This is a genomic window from Aeromonas sp. (assembly GCF_050252055.1).
In the GTDB taxonomy this organism is placed as follows: Bacteria; Pseudomonadota; Gammaproteobacteria; order Enterobacterales; family Aeromonadaceae; genus Aeromonas; species Aeromonas caviae.
The window spans coordinates 85,873-102,217 of the sequence record NZ_JBFWLQ010000010.1 but is presented as its reverse complement, the minus strand read 5'-3'; the positions used below and the strand labels follow the sequence as shown (position 1 = coordinate 102,217).

Here is a 16,345-nt window from a genome sequence, read left to right as displayed (position 1 = left end):
GACGCATTTTTGTGCATCATGGCTGAGAGCCATATAAAAAGCCCCGAATGCCGTGGCACTCGGGGCTTTCCTATGAAAAGCGAAAGGCGGTGTCGGCGTTATCAGCGACCCAGCTTGGCCTTGAGCAGGGCAACGATCTCTTTGATCGCCACTTCCTGCTTCTCGCCGGAGCGGCGGCACTTGTACTCCACCACGCCGTTGTCCAGACCACGGTCACCGATGACGATGGCGTGGGGCACACCGATCAGCTCCATGTCGGCGAACATCACACCCGGGCGCTCCTTGCGGTCGTCAAACAGCACGTCCACACCGGCGGCTTTGAGCTCGGCGTAGAACTGTTGTGCCTGCTCGGCCACGCGCTCGGACTTGTGCATGTTCATCGGCACGATGGCCACTTCGAACGGGGCGATGGCGTCCGGCCAGATGATGCCGTACTGGTCGTTGTTCTGCTCGATGGCGGCAGCCACCAGACGGGAAACCCCGATACCGTAGCAACCCATCTCCATGGTGACGGACTTGCCGCCTTCGTTCAGCACGCTCGCCTTCATCGCTTCGGAGTACTTGGTACCCAGCTGGAAGATGTGGCCCACTTCGATACCGCGCTTGAGCAGCAGCTTGCCCTGGCCGCACGGGCTCGGGTCGCCTTCTACCACGTTGCGCAGGTCGGCAACCTCAAAAGAGGTGATGTCGCGATCCCAGTTGGCACCGGTCAGGTGGAAACCGGTCTCGTTGGCGCCGCAAACAAAATCGCTCAGATGGGCGGCGCTGCGATCGACGATGATGCGACCGGCAAAGCCGACCGGGCCGATGGAGCCTGCATCGCAACCGGCGGCCGCTTTGATCTGCTCGTCATTGGCGAAGGTCAGCGGGTTAGCCACGCCAGAAAGCTTCTCAGCCTTGATTTCGTTCAGCTCGTGGTCGCCACGCAGTACCAGGGCGATGACGGCCTGTTTGCCGTGCTCGTCTTCCTCGGCCAGTACCAGCAGGGTCTTGGCGATGGCGGTCGGCGCCACGTTCAGGAAAGTGGCCACTTCGTCGATGGTGTGGACGTTCGGGGTGGCCACCTTGGTCAGGGCTTTGGTTGCGGCAGCGCGCTCGCCAGCCGGTGCCAGGGCTTCGGCCATCTCGATGTTGGCGGCGTAATCGGATGTATCGGAGAAGGCGATCAAGTCTTCACCGCTCTCGGCCAGCACCTGGAATTCGTGGGAGCCGGTGCCCCCGATGGAGCCGGTATCGGCCTGCACCGGGCGGAAGTTCAGACCCATGCGAGTGAAGGCGGTGCAGTAGGCCGCGTGCATCTTCTCATAGGTATCGACCAGGGAGGCCTTGTCGATGTGGAAGGAGTAGGCATCCTTCATCAGGAATTCGCGGCCACGCATCACGCCGAAACGGGGGCGCACTTCATCGCGGAACTTGGTCTGGATCTGGTACAGATTCAGCGGCAGTTGCTTGTAGCTGTTCACTTCGTAACGGACCAGCGCGGTGATCACCTCTTCGTGGGTCGGCCCCAGCACGAAGGGGCGGTTGTGACGGTCGGTCAGGCGGCACAGCTCGGGGCCGTAGTCATCCCAGCGGCCGGACTCCTGCCACAGCTCGGCGGGCTGTACCACCGGCATGGATACTTCGACGGCACCCGCATTGTTCATCTCTTCGCGGACGATGTTTTCAATCTTCTTCAGGACCCGCAGGCCGGTCGGCAGCCAGGCGTACATGCCGGAAGCGAGTTTGCGGATCATCCCGGCGCGCAGCATCAGCTGGTGGCTGACAACTTCAGCGTCGGAGGGGGTTTCCTTGAGAGTGGAAAGCAGATATTGGCTGGTACGCATCGCGGTAGACCTTCGCTAGTTCGGGCGGCTTGGCCCTGGAAAATTTCAAGTGCGGAATTTTAACAGGCGAAGCCCCCCGGCCCAAGGGCTAAATTCAGCGGCGCTGGGGGGAGGGCGGGGGCCTTGCCCCGCCCGCACTAGACCCGAAATTGCGACAGCAACTGCTGTTGCTGCTGGCTGGCCTGATGGAGGGAGGAGGCCAGTTGCAGGCACTCCTGGGCTTCCTGTTCGCCCGTCTGGGCCTGCAGGCTGATATCCGAAACCTTGCCCGTGGTGTGTCCCAGGGTGTGGGAGAGCTGGCTGGTCGCCTCTGCCACCTGTTGCACCATGTCGGCGAGCTGATCGATGGCCTCTTCTACCTTGAACAGGATCTGTTTGGTGTTGTCGGAGTCCGCCATACCCGATTCCACGGTTTTCAGGTTGCGTTGCATCATCAGATAGGCCTGCTCTGTCTGCTGCTGGATGCTGTTGATCACGTCCGTTATCTCGGCGCTGGAGGTGGCGGTGCGATTGGCCAGGGTGCGCACCTCGTCGGCCACCACGGCAAAACCGCGCCCCATCTCGCCCGCCCGGGCGGCTTCGATGGCGGCATTGAGCGCCAGCAGGTTGGTCTGCTCCGAGATATTGCTGATGGTGGAGATGATCTGGCCAATCTGCCCTGCCTGCTCCTTGAGGGCGTTGATGGCGGTGGCACATTCACCCACCTCCATGACCACCCGCTGCATGCCGGCGGTGGCGGAAGCGACATACTGGCTGCTTTGCGTGGTGAGCTGGCGCACCTCGTTGGCGTTGTGTGCCGCCAGGTTGCAGTTGTCCGAGATGGTGGTGGCCACCTGCACCATCTGCTCGCTGTCGTGGTGCAGCGCCTGGGCATGCGCTGCGGTCTGGCGGCTGCTCTGGCTGATGGCCTGGACCCGGTTGACCGAGGTGTGCACGTGCTGGTTGATGTGCTGGTTGTTGTCCATGGTGGCGCTGATCATCTTCTGCAGCTTCTCGATGAAGCGATCCACGCTGCCGGCCAGGGAGCCAATCTCGTCGTCGCGTGAGAGGTTGATGCGGGCATTGAGATCTCCCTCCCCGGCGGCGATGTCCTGCATGCGCTTGTCGACCTGGAGTAGCGGACGAACAATGGTGCGTACCAGCCAGAAGCCGCAGCAGGTGACGATCAGCAGGCTGAGCAGCAAGCCCCCCAGGATGAGTCCTCTGGTGTAGTCGATGATGGCGTTGAGCTGGTGAACCTGATCCTCGACGGTGGCGTCCCCCTGGGCCTCGACCTCGACCAGAGCCAGCCTGAGCTGGTCGGCGCTGTGTTCGTAACGGGCCAGTTGGTTCTGATAAGCGCTCAGGGCTGTGGTCCATTCACGGATCAGGCGGGCATTGTCGGCTTGCAGGGCACGATACTGGGTGGAGAGCATTTGGCCTGCAAACTCCCCGTCGCCGGGCACATCGAACTGGCCGGTTGCCAGCATGCCGTCAACCGCGTCCTGATAGAAGCGGGTGGCTTGTGCCAGCTCGGCCTGGATGGCAGGAGTGGGGCCTTCGCTCTGCATCTTCTCCAGCGCATAGAGCTGGCGCAGGAATCCGATGTTGGCCTCCATGCCGCCATCGGCCGCCTGCCAGCGGGTCGCGAGGCCACCGTTCCAGCTGATGGCCTGATCCGGTGAGCGGGTGAGGCTCTCGACGGCCTCGTCACCGATCACCTCCAGCCTGGTCGAGAGGCGTGACATGCGTTCCGAACTGGCACGCAGCGCCTCATCGGCGCTCGTGAAGGTGCGATAGAGGGTCAGCAGCTGTGCCTGCTCTTGCTGATAGGTCTGCTCATGCTGCTTCAGCGTGGTAATGGCCGCCCCATCGATGAGCCCGCCTTGCTCCACCCGGCGCAAAGCGTCGCTGGCCGCCTCTTTTGCCCGTTGCAGCTCCGGTGCGTCGAGGGGGATCCCCGAGAGCATCTTCTGGATATAGAGCGACTGGTTGCCGAGTTCGATGGAGCCCTCCATGGCACCATCTGCCGTCTGCCAGGCGGCACCCAGGACGTAGGAGAGCAGATCAGCCAGCCGCTGGCTGCCATACCAGCCGATCGCCCCCATGCCCAGGGTGCAGCCGAGCAGAATGGTGAGTCCGAGGTTGGATGTGGTGACGATTTTCATGATTCAAGCCTTCCCTGGTGCCGAACAAGACCATTTCAGTGTTCAATCAATGACGAAGATGTGCCATCCCCGATGGAAAATAAAGTGACAGACAGTGTTCTGAACGAGGGAAATGGCCGGGTATGAAGAGCTGGTCATCCCATGATCTGCATGGACCTATGCTGGATACTTATCCAGTTATTCTTTATGCTATGACCCAATTTGCGAGAGTCTGCGTGGCGAGGAAAAGAACATGATCGGTCGCTTGAGAGGCGTCATCATCGAGAAGCAACCCCCCGAGGTGTTGCTGGAAGTCGGAGGGGTGGGATATGAGGTTCATATGCCCATGAGCTGCTTCTATGATCTGCCCGAACTCGGGAAGGAGGCCGTCATTCACACCCACTTCGTGGTGCGTGAAGATGCCCAGCTGCTCTACGGCTTCAACCACAAGCAGGAGCGGGCGCTGTTTCGCGAGCTGATCAAGACCAACGGGGTCGGCCCCAAGCTGGCCCTGGCCATTCTCTCCGGCATGACGGCCACCCAGTTTGTGATGAGCGTCGAGCGCGAGGAGATAAGCTCACTGGTCAAGTTGCCCGGCGTGGGCAAGAAGACCGCCGAGCGCCTGGTGGTGGAGATGAAAGACCGCCTCAAGGGCTGGGTCAGCCACGATCTCTTCTCCCCGGCCGAAATCACCCTGCCCGCGAAAGAGAGCCCGCTGCGCGCCCCGGATGCGAGCGAGGAGGCGGCCAGTGCACTGGTGGCCCTCGGCTACAAGCCGCAGCAGGCCAGCCAGATCGTCAGCAAGGTGGCCGCCGACGGCATGTCGGTAGAGGAGATCATTCGTGAATCCCTGCGCAGCCTGGTGTGAGGTAGACAATGATTGAAGCGGATCGCCTCATCTCGGCGGGTGCCGCCCGTGAGGACGAGATCATCGATCGGGCCATCCGGCCCAGAAAGCTGGCCGATTACACCGGACAGGATCACGTCTGCGATCAGATGGAGATCTTCATCGAGGCCGCCCGCCAGCGCGGGGAGGCCCTCGATCATCTGCTGATCTTCGGGCCTCCCGGCCTTGGCAAGACCACGCTGGCCAACATCGTCGCCAACGAGATGGGGGTCAACATCAAGACCACCTCGGGCCCCGTGCTGGAGAAGGCCGGCGATCTGGCGGCGCTCCTCACCAACCTGGAACCGAACGATGTGCTCTTCATCGACGAGATCCACCGTCTCAGCCCGGTGGTGGAGGAGGTGCTCTACCCGGCCATGGAGGATTATCAGCTCGACATCATGATAGGGGAGGGGCCGGCGGCCCGCTCCATCAAGCTCGATCTCCCTCCCTTCACCCTGATCGGTGCCACCACCCGGGCCGGCTCCCTCACCAGCCCCCTGCGTGACCGGTTTGGCATCGTGCAGCGCCTCGAGTTTTACAACGTCAAGGACCTGACCGACATCGTCTCTCGCAGCGCCCGCTGCCTCGGGCTCGACATGACGGAAGACGGCGCTCTCGAGGTAGCCCGTCGCTCCCGGGGGACACCGCGCATTGCTAACCGTTTGTTAAGGCGGGTACGAGATTTTGCCCAGGTGAAGTCTGACGGGCGAATTGACGGACCCATTGCGGCCCGTGCTATGGACATGCTGGACGTGGACAATGAAGGTTTCGACTTCATGGATCGCAAGCTATTGTTGGCCGTCATCGACAAGTTTATGGGGGGGCCAGTCGGGCTCGACAACCTGGCCGCCGCCATCGGTGAGGAGAAGGACACCATAGAAGACGTGCTGGAACCTTATCTGATCCAGCAAGGCTATCTGCAACGTACACCCAGAGGGCGGATCGCAACTCAGAGAGCCTACGTACACTTTGGTCTGGAACGACCGGCAGATCAGTAGACGTTGCGATATGAACCAAAAAGCCGCCCTTGAGGCGGCTTTTTGTTTTGCAGGCAAAAAAAAGCCCACGGCACAGGCGGTGGGCAAAGACAATTCAGGATGGATGTTCACAGACAGTGAGAGCGTCTGCAGACCGGTCGGGAAAAAACAGAGGAGCCGTCGCGAGGCTTCAGAGTCGGTTCATTTGATAGAGTTGAACGAAAGAAAGCTTGTAGTAACGGATGGTCTTGGCAACAAACTTTTTCATCATTAATCCCAACAAACAGGTTCGAAATGTTCATCGAATACGTACCGGGAACCCGGAATGACCGGCCTGTATTCAGAGGTATGCCCTCACTGCGAGGCGCATTGTAGGAGCTCTTTCCGGGTGGGGCAAACAAGAAAATCTATGGGCTTTTGATTAGATAAACTAATGATTTTGGTGGGGGTGTCAATCCGCATAAACATGTGTTTTTACTGGGTTTAAATTGATTTTTGGATGAGCCTGGCCATTTATTGAAATAATCGAGATGCGAAGGCTTTATTTCCGGGGTTGCGTATTTGTTTAACAGAATTGAAACTATTTTGGTTGGTCATAAAATTGATTTAAATCAATTATTTACGACTTATCATTTTTTGTGATGAAGCTCCCATAATTAATGGGGAAAGCCCTATAAGTTACTTTGAAAAAACATGTATTGAGGGTGGTTTTACATTGATTTCAATCAAATAAAGGTGATATAAAACAGCGATCATTATAGGCGGGAATAGAACCCTGGTTATTGTTTATTAGATGTTAAACATTAGCTTTTTTTGTTCCTGTATATTGCCTTGTTGTTAATGTGGTGGCAGTCGAATCCGGTCAGTCCGCGAGGGGTGACCGACCGTTCGGGGACTTCCAATGGAAGCTTTGTCCTTAAAACTTAAAATAGCCGTGCCAATAATCGGTGAGGAAACATCATGATTGCTGAGCATGTGGTAGACCTATCGCGGTTCCAATTTGCTGCGACGGCCCTTTATCACTTCCTGTTTGTACCCTTGACGCTGGGGATGGCCTTCATCCTGGCGATCATGGAGTCTGTCTATGTGATGACCAACAACACAGTGTACCGGGACATGACCAAGTTCTGGGGCAAGTTGTTCGGTATCAACTTTGCCCTCGGGGTTACCACCGGGCTCACCATGGAGTTTCAGTTCGGTACCAACTGGGCTTACTACTCCCACTATGTCGGCGACATCTTCGGGGCCCCGCTGGCCATCGAAGGCTTGATGGCCTTCTTCCTGGAGTCCACCTTCGTCGGTATGTTCTTCTTCGGTTGGGATCGTCTCAGCAAGCGCCAGCACCTGGCGGCTACCTGGCTGATGGCGCTCGGGACCAATCTCTCCGCACTGTGGATCCTGGTCGCCAACGGCTGGATGCAGAACCCGGTGGGTGCCGAGTTCAACTTCGAATCCATGCGCATGGAGATGGTGAGCTTCGCCGACCTGGTGTTCAACCCGGTTGCGCAGGTCAAGTTCGTCCATACCGTGGCGGCAGGCTATACCACGGGCGCCATGTTCGTGCTCGGGATCTCCTCCTATTACCTGCTGAAGAATCGTGATGTGGCGTTCGCTCGTCGCTCCTTCGCCATCGCGGCCGCGTTCGGCATGGCCTCCATCCTCTCCGTGCTGGTGCTGGGTGACGAGTCCGGCTACGAGACCGGGGAAGTGCAGAAGGTGAAACTGGCGGCCATCGAGGCCGAGTGGAACACGGAGCCGGCTCCGGCATCCTTCACCCTGTTCGGGATCCCGAACCAGGAGGAGATGCGCACCGACTACGCCATCAAGATCCCCTATGCCCTCGGCATCATCGCCACCCGTTCCCTCGACGGTCAGGTGACTGGTCTCAAGGATCTCAAGAGCGAGCATGAGCTGCGCGTGCGCAACGGCATGACCGCCTACGACCTGCTGACCAAGCTGCAATCCGGTGACAAGTCCGACGATACCCGCGCCCGCTTCGACGAAGTGAAGCAGGATCTGGGCTATGGTCTCCTGCTCAAGCGTTACACCCCCAACGTGACCGACGCCACCGACGAGCAGATCAAGGCCGCCGTGGATGACTCCATCCCGCAGGTACTGCCGCTGTTCTTCGCCTTCCGCATCATGGTCGCCTGCGGCATCCTGATGCTGGTGCTGATCGGTCTGGCTTTCTATGACAGCACCCGCCACAAGATCGGCGAGCGCAAGTGGCTGCTCAAGGCGCTGCTGTACGGCATTCCGCTGCCCTGGATCGCCATCGAGGCGGGCTGGTTTGTCGCTGAATATGGTCGTCAACCCTGGACCATCGCCGAGATGCTGCCGACTTATGTCTCTGCATCCAACATTCCTGCGTCCGAGATCTGGTTCTCTCTGATCGGGATCTTCCTGTTCTACACCGTACTGCTGATCATCGAGATGTACCTGATGTTCAAGTATGCGCGCCTGGGCCCAAGCAGCCTGAAGACGGGCAAGTACCACTTCGAACAGAGCAAGGCATAAGGAGAGTGACCCATGTTTGATTACGAACTGTTGCGTCTGGTCTGGTGGGTGCTGGTCGGCGTGCTGCTGATCGGGTTTGCCATCACCGACGGTTTCGATATGGGGGTGGGTGCCCTGCTCCCCTTCGTCGGCAAGAAGGATGTGGAGCGTCGCGTGATGCTCAACACCATGGGGCCGCACTGGGAAGGCAACCAGGTCTGGCTGGTGACCGCCGGTGGCGCCCTGTTCGCCGCCTGGCCCATGGTCTATGCGGCGGCCTTCTCCGGCTTCTACATCGCCATGATCCTGACCCTGATGGCGCTGTTCTTCCGTCCGGTCGGCTTCAAGTACCGCTCCCTGCAGGAAGATGCCAAGTGGCGCTCCAACTGGGACTGGGCTCTGTTTGCCGGTAGCGCCATTCCCCCTGTCATCTTCGGGGTGGCGTTCGGCAACCTGCTGCAGGGTGTACCGTTCAGCTTCAACCAGTTCCTGATGATGACCTATCACGGCAACTTCTTCGGTCTGCTCAATCCGTTCGGCCTGCTGGCCGGTCTGGTGAGCCTCTTCATGATCATCACCCAGGGTGCAACCTGGCTGATGATGAAGACCGAAGGTGAAGTGCTGGCGCGCTCTCGCACCGCCGCCATGATCTTCTCCCTGCTCACCCTGGTGCTGTTCGCCCTGGCCGGTGTCTGGGTGAGCGGCATGGATGGTTATGTGATTGTGGGCTCCGTCGCTACCGACGCCGTCACCAACCCCCTTCACAAGGAAGTGGTGGTGCAGGCTGGTGCCTGGATGCAGAACTACAACCTCTATCCCTGGATGATTGCCGCACCCGTGCTGGGTCTGGTGATGTGTCTGCTGACCGCCGTGGCGGCCAAGCTGGACAAGGGGTGGGTGGCGTTCCTGTTCTCCTCCCTGGCCATCGCCGGCATCATCCTGACCGCGGGCTTCTCCATGTTCCCGTTCGTGATGCCCTCGAGCCTCGAGCCGTCCCAGAGCCTGACCATGTGGGATTCCACCGCCTCCTTCAACACCCTCAAGGTGATGACGGTAGTCGCAGTCGTCTTCGTGCCGACCGTGCTGGCTTACACCATCTGGACCTACATCAAGATGTTCGGCCGGGTGAGTAACAAGCACATCGAAGACAACCAACAATCGCTCTACTAAGAAGGTGCCCTGATATGTGGTATTTCACCTGGATCCTGGGGCTGCTGCTGGCCTGTGCGTTTGGGATTATCAATGCGCTCTGGCTGGAGCACACCGAGAACCTGGATCGTCAGATTGATGAAGACAAGTGACAGGCTCGCCCGGCTGGCCGCTCCTCTGGAGCGCCAGCCATGGCAAGGTCTGATGCTGCTGGCGGCGGCCCTGCTGGCTGTCGCCATCTTGCAGGCGCCCAACCTGGTCGCGGCCAACACCAGTGAGCACGGCCTCTGGCTTGCGCCCTGGCTGATGTGGGCGGTCTGTTGCGGTGTCATGCATGGACTGGGGTTTCACCCGCGCAGCCTGGTGGGCCGCGTGCTGTTCTTCCCCTGGCTCGCCCTGCCCAGCCTGCTCTGCGGGCTCTGGCTGACCAGCAGCTACTACCTGCCATAAATGATGAAGGAGGTCGGCATGAGCCCACCTCCTTCTTCTTTTTTGAGGGGCGTGCCGCCGCCCGGTCAGAGCGACAGAACCTCGCTTGTCACGCCGCTCGCAGCCACTTCTCTTGTCCGCTTTTCTTGTGATGCTGACAGCCCTGAGGTCTTCGGCCTGTCGGCGCCGCAGCACGCCATAAAAAACAGGGGGAGAGGGGATTTCCCTGTCTCCCCCTGCTTCTTTCCTATTCAGCCCTGCGCTATGATAGCCCCCCATCTGACTGTCGAATGGATCACAGATTTTTATGGGGGAAGTCTCTGAGTTTCCGGTGCGTGTCTACTACGAAGACACGGATGCCGGAGGCATCGTCTACAACGCCAATTATCTCAAGTTTATGGAACGGGCCCGCACCGAATTCCTGCGCGCAGGCGGCATCGAACAGGATGTCCTGCTGCAGGCGGGGATCGCGTTTGTGGTGAGTCGCACCGAAATCGACTTCCGCGCGGCTGCCCGCTTCAATGAACTGCTGACCGTAATGACGCAAGTAACTGAGGTGAAACGCGCTTCCATGCGTTTTTCACAGCAGATCCTGGCGGCTGATGGACGGCTGATCACTCAGGCCATGGTACAGATCGCCTGTGTCAGTCATCCTCAAATGAAACCTGTTGCAATACCTGAAAAAATCAAGGGAGTGCTGTTAAGTGCACGCTGAAATTTCGTTTATTGGCCTGTTCTGGCAAGCCAGTCTGTTGGTGAAACTGGTCATGATGACCCTGATGGGCATGTCGGTCGTCTCCTGGGCGCTGATCATCCAGCGCTCCAAGGCCATCAAGGCGGCCAACCTCGCTTCGGAGCAGTTTGAAGACAGATTCTGGTCCGGGGTCGACCTCAATCGTCTCTACCAGGAGTCCTCCTCCCGTCGTGACGACATCGAAGGCATGGAAGACATCTTCTACTCCGGCTTCAAGGAGTATGCCCGCCTGCTCAAGGCCGGTGCCCGCGGTCAGGATGCGGTGATGGACGGTACCTATCGCGCCATGCGCGTCTCCCTGTCCCGAGCAGTGGACGATCTCGAGTCCAACCTGCCGGTATTGGCGACCATCGGCTCCATCAGCCCCTATATCGGTCTGTTCGGTACCGTCTGGGGGATCATGAACGCCTTTATCGCTCTGGGTCAGGTTCAGCAGGCGACCCTGCAGATGGTGGCACCGGGTATCGCGGAGGCGCTGATCGCCACCGCCATGGGTCTGTTTGCCGCCATCCCGGCCGTTATCTTCTACAACCGCTTCACCAACAAGGTCGAACGGCTGGAAAACGCCTACGCCAACTTCATGGACGAGTTCACCACCATTCTGAACCGCCAAATCGCACAGCAGGGTGAGAAGTAATGCAAACCTATCAGCGGCTCAAACGCAAGAAGGTCGCCGAGATCAACGTGGTGCCCTATATCGACGTCATGCTGGTGCTGCTCATCATCTTCATGGCGGTCACGCCCGTGATCACGCAGGGGGTCAAGGTCGACCTGCCCCAGGCGGAGTCCGAGCAGTTGCCGGAAGACTCCAAGCCGCCTTTCATCGTCAGCGTCAATACCGAGGGTGAGTACGTCATCAAGGCCGGCGAGGCGGATGACGAACCCGTACCGAGCGGCACCCCAGAGGCGATGCAGCAGTACATCACCGAGAAGGCCATGGGCTATCTGGCCATCAACCAGAACGCGCCCGTGGTGGTCGCCGGTGACAAGTCCGTGCGCTACGAGGAGGTGATCCTGCTGATGGTGGCCCTCAAGAAAGCCGGTGTGCCTCAGGTTGGTCTGATGACGGATCCGGTGAACTGACGGAGATGGATGTGAAGCGTGGTATTTCCGGTTATCTCGTCGCGTCGCTGCTGCTGCATCTGATCATCGGCATCATCCTGCTGGTCGGTGTCGACTTCAGTAAACCCAAGCGCCCCGAGTCCAAGGGACAGATCGTCAATGCGGTCATGATGGACAGCGAAATGCTGGAGCAGCAAATGCAGCAGGTCCAGCAGCAGAAGCAGGCCCAGCCCAAGGCTGCACAGCAGCAGAAGGACAAGGAAGACGCTGAGCGCGTCAAACGCGAGCTGGCACAGGAGCAGGAGCGTCTGCGTATCGCCGAGACCAAGCGCAAGCAGGCCGAAGAGGCGACCCGCAAGGCCGAAGCCGACAAGCAGAAGAAAGAGGCTGAACAGAAGCAGGCGGAAGAGAAGGCCCAGAAAGCCGAGGAAGCCCGCAAGCTGGAAGAGCAGAAGACCAAGAAGGCCGAAGCCGAACGCAAGGCGGCGGAAGAGGCCAAGGCGCTGGCGCTCAAGAAGAAAAAAGAAGAGCTGGAGAAGAAGCAGGCTGAAGAGAAGGCCAAGGCGGAAGAGGCCAAGGCCAAGAAAGCGGAAGCCGAGAAGAAGGCCAAGGCCGAAGCCGAGAAAAAGGCGAAGGCGGAAGCCGAGAAGAAAGCCAAGGCCGAGGCCGAGAAGAAGGCGAAGGAAGAGGCGGACAAGAAGGCAAAAGCTGACGCAGAGAAGAAGGCGAAGGCCGAGGCTGACAGAAAGGCCAAGATTGAGGCGGAGCGCAAGCGCAAGGCGGCCGAAGAGGCCAAGTTGCAAAAAGAGATGGAAGCCATGATGGAGCAGCAGCTGGCCGCCGAGGCCAATGCGCGCAGTCAGGCAGCATCGGCAGCCGCCAAGGGCGAGGTCGACAAGTATGCCGCCCTCATCAAGGCCACGGTCGAGCGCTACATGATTTTGGATCCCACCATGCGGGGCAAAACATGTACTATCGGTGTCAAGTTGGCCAGTAGCGGCTTCGTCATCTCGGTGGACAACGGTCAGGGTGATCCGGCGGTCTGCCGCTCCGGCAAGGCGGCGGTGCTGAAGGCCAACCAGTTGCCGGTGCCGAAGGATCCGGCGGCATTCGAGATGTTGAAGGAGTTTAACCTCAAGTTAGAACCGAGCATCTAAGCGTGATAGAACGGGGTCAATGACCGTGGTTGGCAGCATCTGCTGATAAAGGGATTTCACCTCTCATTTTTTTGGAACAGAGTATTTAAGCCATGATAAGAAAAGTGTTTTTTGCTTTGGTTGGCTGCCTTCTGCTAGGCCAGAGCGCTCAGGCGGCCTTGGACATCGTCATCACCGGCGGTATCGACAGTGCACGCCCCATCGCCATCGCCCCCTTCAAGTGGGAGGGCAATGGCCAGTTGCCGCAGGATATCGCGGAAGTGGTCTCCAACGACCTGATGCGCAGCGGCAAGTTCAAGCCGCTGGCCCGTGGCCAGATGCCGCAGACGCCGAGCACCAGCGGCGAGATCAACTTCGCACCCTGGGCTTCCCAGGGGGTCGAAGCCGTGGTGGTCGGCTCCATCGCCGCCGTGGGTGATGGCACCTACAAGATCAACTTCGAGCTGGTCGACGTCCTGAAAGGCCAGCTGGCCAAGACCCAGGGCGGTGAAGCGAACGGTTACATCCTGGACAGCCGCATGGCGACCATCCCGGGTGCCCAGATGCGCCAGTTTGCCCACCGCATCTCCGACATCGTCTACGAGCGTCTGACCGGTGAGCGTGGTGCCTTCCTGACTCGTCTGGCCTATGTCTCCGTGCAGCAGGGCACCCAGTTCCCGTATCAGCTGCGGATCTCCGACTACGACGGCTACAACGAGAAGACTCTGCTGCGCTCCCGTGAACCCCTGATGTCCCCGGCCTGGTCGCCGGATGGCAGCAAGCTGGCTTACGTGAGCTTCGAGAACCAGAAGTCCGAGATCTATGTGCAGGACATCTACACCCAGCAGCGCAGTCTGATCACCAGCTTCCGTGGCATCAACGGTGCGCCGGAGTGGTCTCCAGATGGTCGTCGTTTGGCTATTGTTCTGTCCAAAGATGGGCAGCCTGACATCTATGTCGTTGATGTTGCTAGCAAGCAACTCACTCGAGTCACAAATAACCGCACCATCGACACCGAACCCTCCTGGATGCCGGACGGTCAAACTTTGCTGTTCACCTCTGAACGTGGTGGCAAACCCCAGATTTATAGCGTAAATTTGGCGACTGGCATGACTCGCCGGATGACCTGGGAAGGGGATTCCAACCAGGGGGCATCCATCACACCGGACGGCAAGTCCATGGTGATGGTGACCCGGGTTCAGGGACAATATCGCATCGCTCGCCAGGATATGGAAAATGGAGCCATGCTGGTACTGACCCAGAGTGCTCTGGATGAATCGCCAAGTGTGGCTCCCAATGGCAGCATGATCATTTATGCCACCATCTATCAGGGTCGTAAGAGTCTTGCATTGGTGTCGACCGACGGTCGCTTCAAGGCAGTGCTTCCGACCAGTAGCGGTGAAATTCGTGCACCAGCTTGGTCGCCCTTCTTGAATTGATAAAAATCGATTGTTTTTTGTTTTGTTATAAAGGTTTAAGGAAATAGCATGCAACTCAATAAACTGCTCAAGGGTCTGGCCATCGCACTGCCACTGTTCACCCTGGCTGCCTGTAGCTCCTCTTCCGACTCCGACGCCGCTGGCGCCGAGTCCGGCATGACCGACGGCATGGGCGGTGTACAAACCGGCGGCGCCAACGGCATGTTGTCCCCGGAAGAGCAGATGCGTCAGAAGTTCGAAGCGCTGCAACGCGACAACGTGATCTACTTCCCGTACGATGGTTACGACATTCAGGGTCAGTACGCCGACCTGCTGGATGCCCACGCCAGCTACCTGCGTGAACGTCCGAGCGTCAAGGTACTGATCGAAGGCCACGCCGACGAGCGCGGTACGCCGGAATACAACATCGCGCTGGGTGAGCGTCGTGCCAAGGCTGTTGCCAAGTATCTGCAAACCCTGGGTGTGCAGGCCGAGCAGCTCTCCATCGTCAGCTATGGCGAAGAGAAGCCGCTGGATCTGTCCCACACCGAGGAAGCCTTTGCCAAGAACCGCCGTGCGGTCCTGGTTTACTAAGGTTTGAGTCGAACGAAGTTCGTTTATATGCAAGCGGCCATTTCGATGGCCGTTTTATTTGCACTAAACGTCAAGGTTTGATCCGAATGAAATCTGTATCAGCGAGCGACTATGCGCTGGCCGTTTTATTTGCACTAAACGCTAAGGTTTGATCCGAATGAAATCTGTGTACAAGCAAGCTGGTGTTGCGCTGGCCGTGTTGGTTGCTTTGAATGCGCAAGCGGCAGCACCCGTGAGCGATCTGAGCGGGGATTCTGGCAGCAGCGGCGTGGTGCTGAGCGGCAACAATGGTGCCATCGTACCGACCGGCAGCCTGGAAGACCGGGTTGCTCTGCTGGAGCGTACCCTCAACGCCCGTCTGCGTCTGCAGGCCGAACTGCAGCAACAGGTCGACTCCCTGCAAGGGGAGGTCTCCGAGCTGCGTGGTCAGCTGGAACAGCAGACCTACCAGATGGAGCAGTCCCAGGAGCGCCAGCGCCAACTCTACCAAGAGCTTGACAAGGTGGCCAACCGCCAGCCTGCCGCCGCGCCTGCAACACCTGCTGCAGGTGCTGCAACGCCTCCTGCCGCGGCTGCCAACTACTCCACCAACCAGGATGAGAACCAGGCCTACGACGCAGCCGTGAACATGGTGCTCAAGGAGAAGAACTACGACAAGGCCATTCCTGCCTTCGAAGGGTTCATCAAGCAGTTCCCGAACTCCAGCTATGTTCCCAATGCCCACTACTGGCTCGGCCAGCTGATGTTCAACAAGGGCGACAGGGCGGGGGCCGCGAGCCAGTTTTCCACTGTGGCGAACAAATACAGCAAGTCACCCAAGCGGGCCGATGCCCTGCTGAAACTCGGCATGCTCGCCCAGCTTGACGGCAAGAAAGCAGAGGCCAAGGCCTTCTATGAGCAGGTGATCAAGGGTTACCCCAACACCTCGCCGGCCCAGCTGGCCAAACAGAGTCTGGCCAAGCTGTGACATTGCTGCATGTCACTGTTTTCGTAACACTCTTGTAAATACCGCCGTGCTTTGTATGCGCAGTGAACAATCAGATTTAATTTAAGATTTTTCTATTGCGCCAGGATGATAAATCCGTAATATAGGCCGCCGTCAGAGCCGGAGCAGTAATGCAGTCGGCGCTGGTCGTGGTGAGGGTCGTTAGCTCAGTCGGTAGAGCAGTTGACTTTTAATCAATTGGTCGCTGGTTCGAATCCAGCACGACCCACCATTTCTTCACAGCAGGTGAAGACAATATTCCCAGGTCGTTTAGCTCAGCTGGGAGAGCACCTCCCTTACAAGGAGGGGGTCACTGGTTCGAGCCCAGTAACGACCACCATGTTGTAACGCTGGCCGCCACATGCGGTTGGTGAAAAGTTCAGGATGTGGGTCGTTAGCTCAGTCGGTAGAGCAGTTGACTCTTAATCAATTGGTCGTAGGTTCGAACCCTACACGACCCACCACTCTGAACATTGAATCCCAGGTCGTTTAGCTCAGCTGGGA

Annotated in this window: 16 protein-coding genes and 3 tRNA genes; 17 read left to right on the top strand and 2 right to left on the bottom strand. The window is 58.7% G+C overall.

The genetic code is table 11. The annotated features are described in order from the left end of the window. Nucleotides 1-101 precede the first annotated feature (101 nt). The gene (locus AB7E19_RS17265; RefSeq protein WP_322131814.1) at nt 102-1,826 is read right to left on the bottom strand and encodes a proline--tRNA ligase; all 1,725 of its coding nucleotides are present in this window, start codon (nt 1,824-1,826) and stop codon (nt 102-104) included. A gap of 137 nt (nt 1,827-1,963) precedes the next feature. Further along, entirely contained in the window at nt 1,964-3,973 is a 2,010-nt protein-coding gene (locus AB7E19_RS17260; RefSeq protein WP_322131813.1) for a methyl-accepting chemotaxis protein, read from the bottom strand. A 232-nt stretch (nt 3,974-4,205) separates the two neighbouring features. Here AB7E19_RS17260 and ruvA point away from each other — a divergent pair, with 232 nt between their 5' ends. The 17 genes from ruvA (at nt 4,206) to AB7E19_RS17175 (ending at nt 16,305) form a co-directional block, all read left to right on the top strand. Beyond that, a complete protein-coding gene (gene ruvA / locus AB7E19_RS17255; protein ID WP_010672867.1) occupies nt 4,206-4,820 on the top strand; it encodes a Holliday junction branch migration protein RuvA in 615 nt (204 codons plus the stop codon). Nucleotides 4,821-4,828: 8 nt separating this feature from the next. Then, nucleotides 4,829-5,839, top strand: a complete 1,011-nt coding sequence (gene ruvB, locus AB7E19_RS17250; RefSeq protein ID WP_045523367.1) for a Holliday junction branch migration DNA helicase RuvB — start codon at nt 4,829-4,831, stop codon at nt 5,837-5,839. A 10-nt stretch (nt 5,840-5,849) separates the two neighbouring features. Then, the gene (locus AB7E19_RS17245) at nt 5,850-6,092 is read left to right on the top strand and encodes a hypothetical protein (protein WP_113979080.1); all 243 of its coding nucleotides are present in this window, start codon (nt 5,850-5,852) and stop codon (nt 6,090-6,092) included. A 686-nt stretch (nt 6,093-6,778) separates the two neighbouring features. Further along, a complete protein-coding gene (locus AB7E19_RS17240; RefSeq protein ID WP_010672869.1) occupies nt 6,779-8,335 on the top strand; it encodes a cytochrome ubiquinol oxidase subunit I in 1,557 nt (518 codons plus the stop codon). Between the two features lie 12 nt (nt 8,336-8,347). After that, the gene (gene cydB, locus AB7E19_RS17235; protein WP_010672870.1) at nt 8,348-9,484 is read left to right on the top strand and encodes a cytochrome d ubiquinol oxidase subunit II; all 1,137 of its coding nucleotides are present in this window, start codon (nt 8,348-8,350) and stop codon (nt 9,482-9,484) included. 14 nt (nt 9,485-9,498) lie between these two features. After that, nucleotides 9,499-9,615 (top strand): cytochrome bd-I oxidase subunit CydX, encoded by a 117-nt coding sequence (cydX, locus tag AB7E19_RS17230; RefSeq protein WP_005331536.1) that lies wholly within the window; start codon nt 9,499-9,501, stop codon nt 9,613-9,615. Further along, nucleotides 9,602-9,913, top strand: coding sequence for a cyd operon YbgE family protein (locus AB7E19_RS17225; protein ID WP_039039483.1), 312 nt, complete (start codon nt 9,602-9,604; stop codon nt 9,911-9,913). Before cydX ends, AB7E19_RS17225 begins: the two co-directional genes overlap by 14 nt. A gap of 286 nt (nt 9,914-10,199) precedes the next feature. Continuing rightward, the gene (gene ybgC / locus AB7E19_RS17220; protein WP_010672872.1) at nt 10,200-10,607 is read left to right on the top strand and encodes a tol-pal system-associated acyl-CoA thioesterase; all 408 of its coding nucleotides are present in this window, start codon (nt 10,200-10,202) and stop codon (nt 10,605-10,607) included. Continuing rightward, nucleotides 10,597-11,283, top strand: a complete 687-nt coding sequence (gene tolQ, locus AB7E19_RS17215; RefSeq protein WP_010672873.1) for a protein TolQ — start codon at nt 10,597-10,599, stop codon at nt 11,281-11,283. The genes ybgC and tolQ overlap by 11 nt, the downstream gene beginning before the upstream one ends. After that, complete coding sequence (tolR, locus tag AB7E19_RS17210; protein ID WP_010672874.1) at nt 11,283-11,729, top strand: protein TolR; 447 nt, start codon at nt 11,283-11,285, stop codon at nt 11,727-11,729. Before tolQ ends, tolR begins: the two co-directional genes overlap by 1 nt. Nucleotides 11,730-11,734: 5 nt before the next feature. Continuing rightward, a complete protein-coding gene (gene tolA, locus AB7E19_RS17205) occupies nt 11,735-12,865 on the top strand; it encodes a cell envelope integrity protein TolA (RefSeq protein ID WP_042014603.1) in 1,131 nt (376 codons plus the stop codon). Between the two features lie 92 nt (nt 12,866-12,957). Further along, nucleotides 12,958-14,283, top strand: a complete 1,326-nt coding sequence (gene tolB / locus AB7E19_RS17200; protein ID WP_010672876.1) for a Tol-Pal system beta propeller repeat protein TolB — start codon at nt 12,958-12,960, stop codon at nt 14,281-14,283. Between the two features lie 48 nt (nt 14,284-14,331). Then, on the top strand, nt 14,332-14,856 hold the full coding sequence (pal, locus tag AB7E19_RS17195; protein ID WP_010672877.1) for a peptidoglycan-associated lipoprotein Pal: 525 nt from the start codon (nt 14,332-14,334) through the stop codon (nt 14,854-14,856). 157 nt (nt 14,857-15,013) lie between these two features. Further along, nucleotides 15,014-15,823: a tol-pal system protein YbgF gene (gene ybgF, locus AB7E19_RS17190; RefSeq protein ID WP_427936033.1), complete on the top strand. Its 810-nt coding sequence runs from the start codon at nt 15,014-15,016 to the stop codon at nt 15,821-15,823. Nucleotides 15,824-15,997: 174 nt separating this feature from the next. Beyond that, nucleotides 15,998-16,073 (top strand) — tRNA-Lys (locus AB7E19_RS17185). 32 nt (nt 16,074-16,105) lie between these two features. Continuing rightward, a tRNA-Val gene (locus tag AB7E19_RS17180) sits at nt 16,106-16,181 on the top strand. A gap of 48 nt (nt 16,182-16,229) precedes the next feature. Further along, a tRNA-Lys gene (locus tag AB7E19_RS17175) sits at nt 16,230-16,305 on the top strand. Nucleotides 16,306-16,345: the final 40 nt, after the last annotated feature.

What these genes read in the sequence shown, in the direction of transcription:
- AB7E19_RS17265 (WP_322131814.1), bottom strand. Translation starts at nt 1,826, where the DNA reads ATGCGTACCAGCCAATATCTGCTTTCCACTCTCAAGGAAACCCCCTCC.
- AB7E19_RS17260 (WP_322131813.1), bottom strand. Translation starts at nt 3,973, where the DNA reads ATGAAAATCGTCACCACATCCAACCTCGGACTCACCATTCTGCTCGGC.
- ruvA (WP_010672867.1), top strand. Translation starts at nt 4,206, where the DNA reads ATGATCGGTCGCTTGAGAGGCGTCATCATCGAGAAGCAACCCCCCGAG.
- ruvB (WP_045523367.1), top strand. Translation starts at nt 4,829, where the DNA reads ATGATTGAAGCGGATCGCCTCATCTCGGCGGGTGCCGCCCGTGAGGAC.
- AB7E19_RS17245 (WP_113979080.1), top strand. Translation starts at nt 5,850, where the DNA reads ATGAACCAAAAAGCCGCCCTTGAGGCGGCTTTTTGTTTTGCAGGCAAA.
- AB7E19_RS17240 (WP_010672869.1), top strand. Translation starts at nt 6,779, where the DNA reads ATGATTGCTGAGCATGTGGTAGACCTATCGCGGTTCCAATTTGCTGCG.
- cydB (WP_010672870.1), top strand. Translation starts at nt 8,348, where the DNA reads ATGTTTGATTACGAACTGTTGCGTCTGGTCTGGTGGGTGCTGGTCGGC.
- cydX (WP_005331536.1), top strand. Translation starts at nt 9,499, where the DNA reads ATGTGGTATTTCACCTGGATCCTGGGGCTGCTGCTGGCCTGTGCGTTT.
- AB7E19_RS17225 (WP_039039483.1), top strand. Translation starts at nt 9,602, where the DNA reads ATGAAGACAAGTGACAGGCTCGCCCGGCTGGCCGCTCCTCTGGAGCGC.
- ybgC (WP_010672872.1), top strand. Translation starts at nt 10,200, where the DNA reads ATGGGGGAAGTCTCTGAGTTTCCGGTGCGTGTCTACTACGAAGACACG.
- tolR (WP_010672874.1), top strand. Translation starts at nt 11,283, where the DNA reads ATGCAAACCTATCAGCGGCTCAAACGCAAGAAGGTCGCCGAGATCAAC.
- tolA (WP_042014603.1), top strand. Translation starts at nt 11,735, where the DNA reads ATGGATGTGAAGCGTGGTATTTCCGGTTATCTCGTCGCGTCGCTGCTG.
- tolB (WP_010672876.1), top strand. Translation starts at nt 12,958, where the DNA reads ATGATAAGAAAAGTGTTTTTTGCTTTGGTTGGCTGCCTTCTGCTAGGC.
- pal (WP_010672877.1), top strand. Translation starts at nt 14,332, where the DNA reads ATGCAACTCAATAAACTGCTCAAGGGTCTGGCCATCGCACTGCCACTG.
- ybgF (WP_427936033.1), top strand. Translation starts at nt 15,014, where the DNA reads ATGAAATCTGTGTACAAGCAAGCTGGTGTTGCGCTGGCCGTGTTGGTT.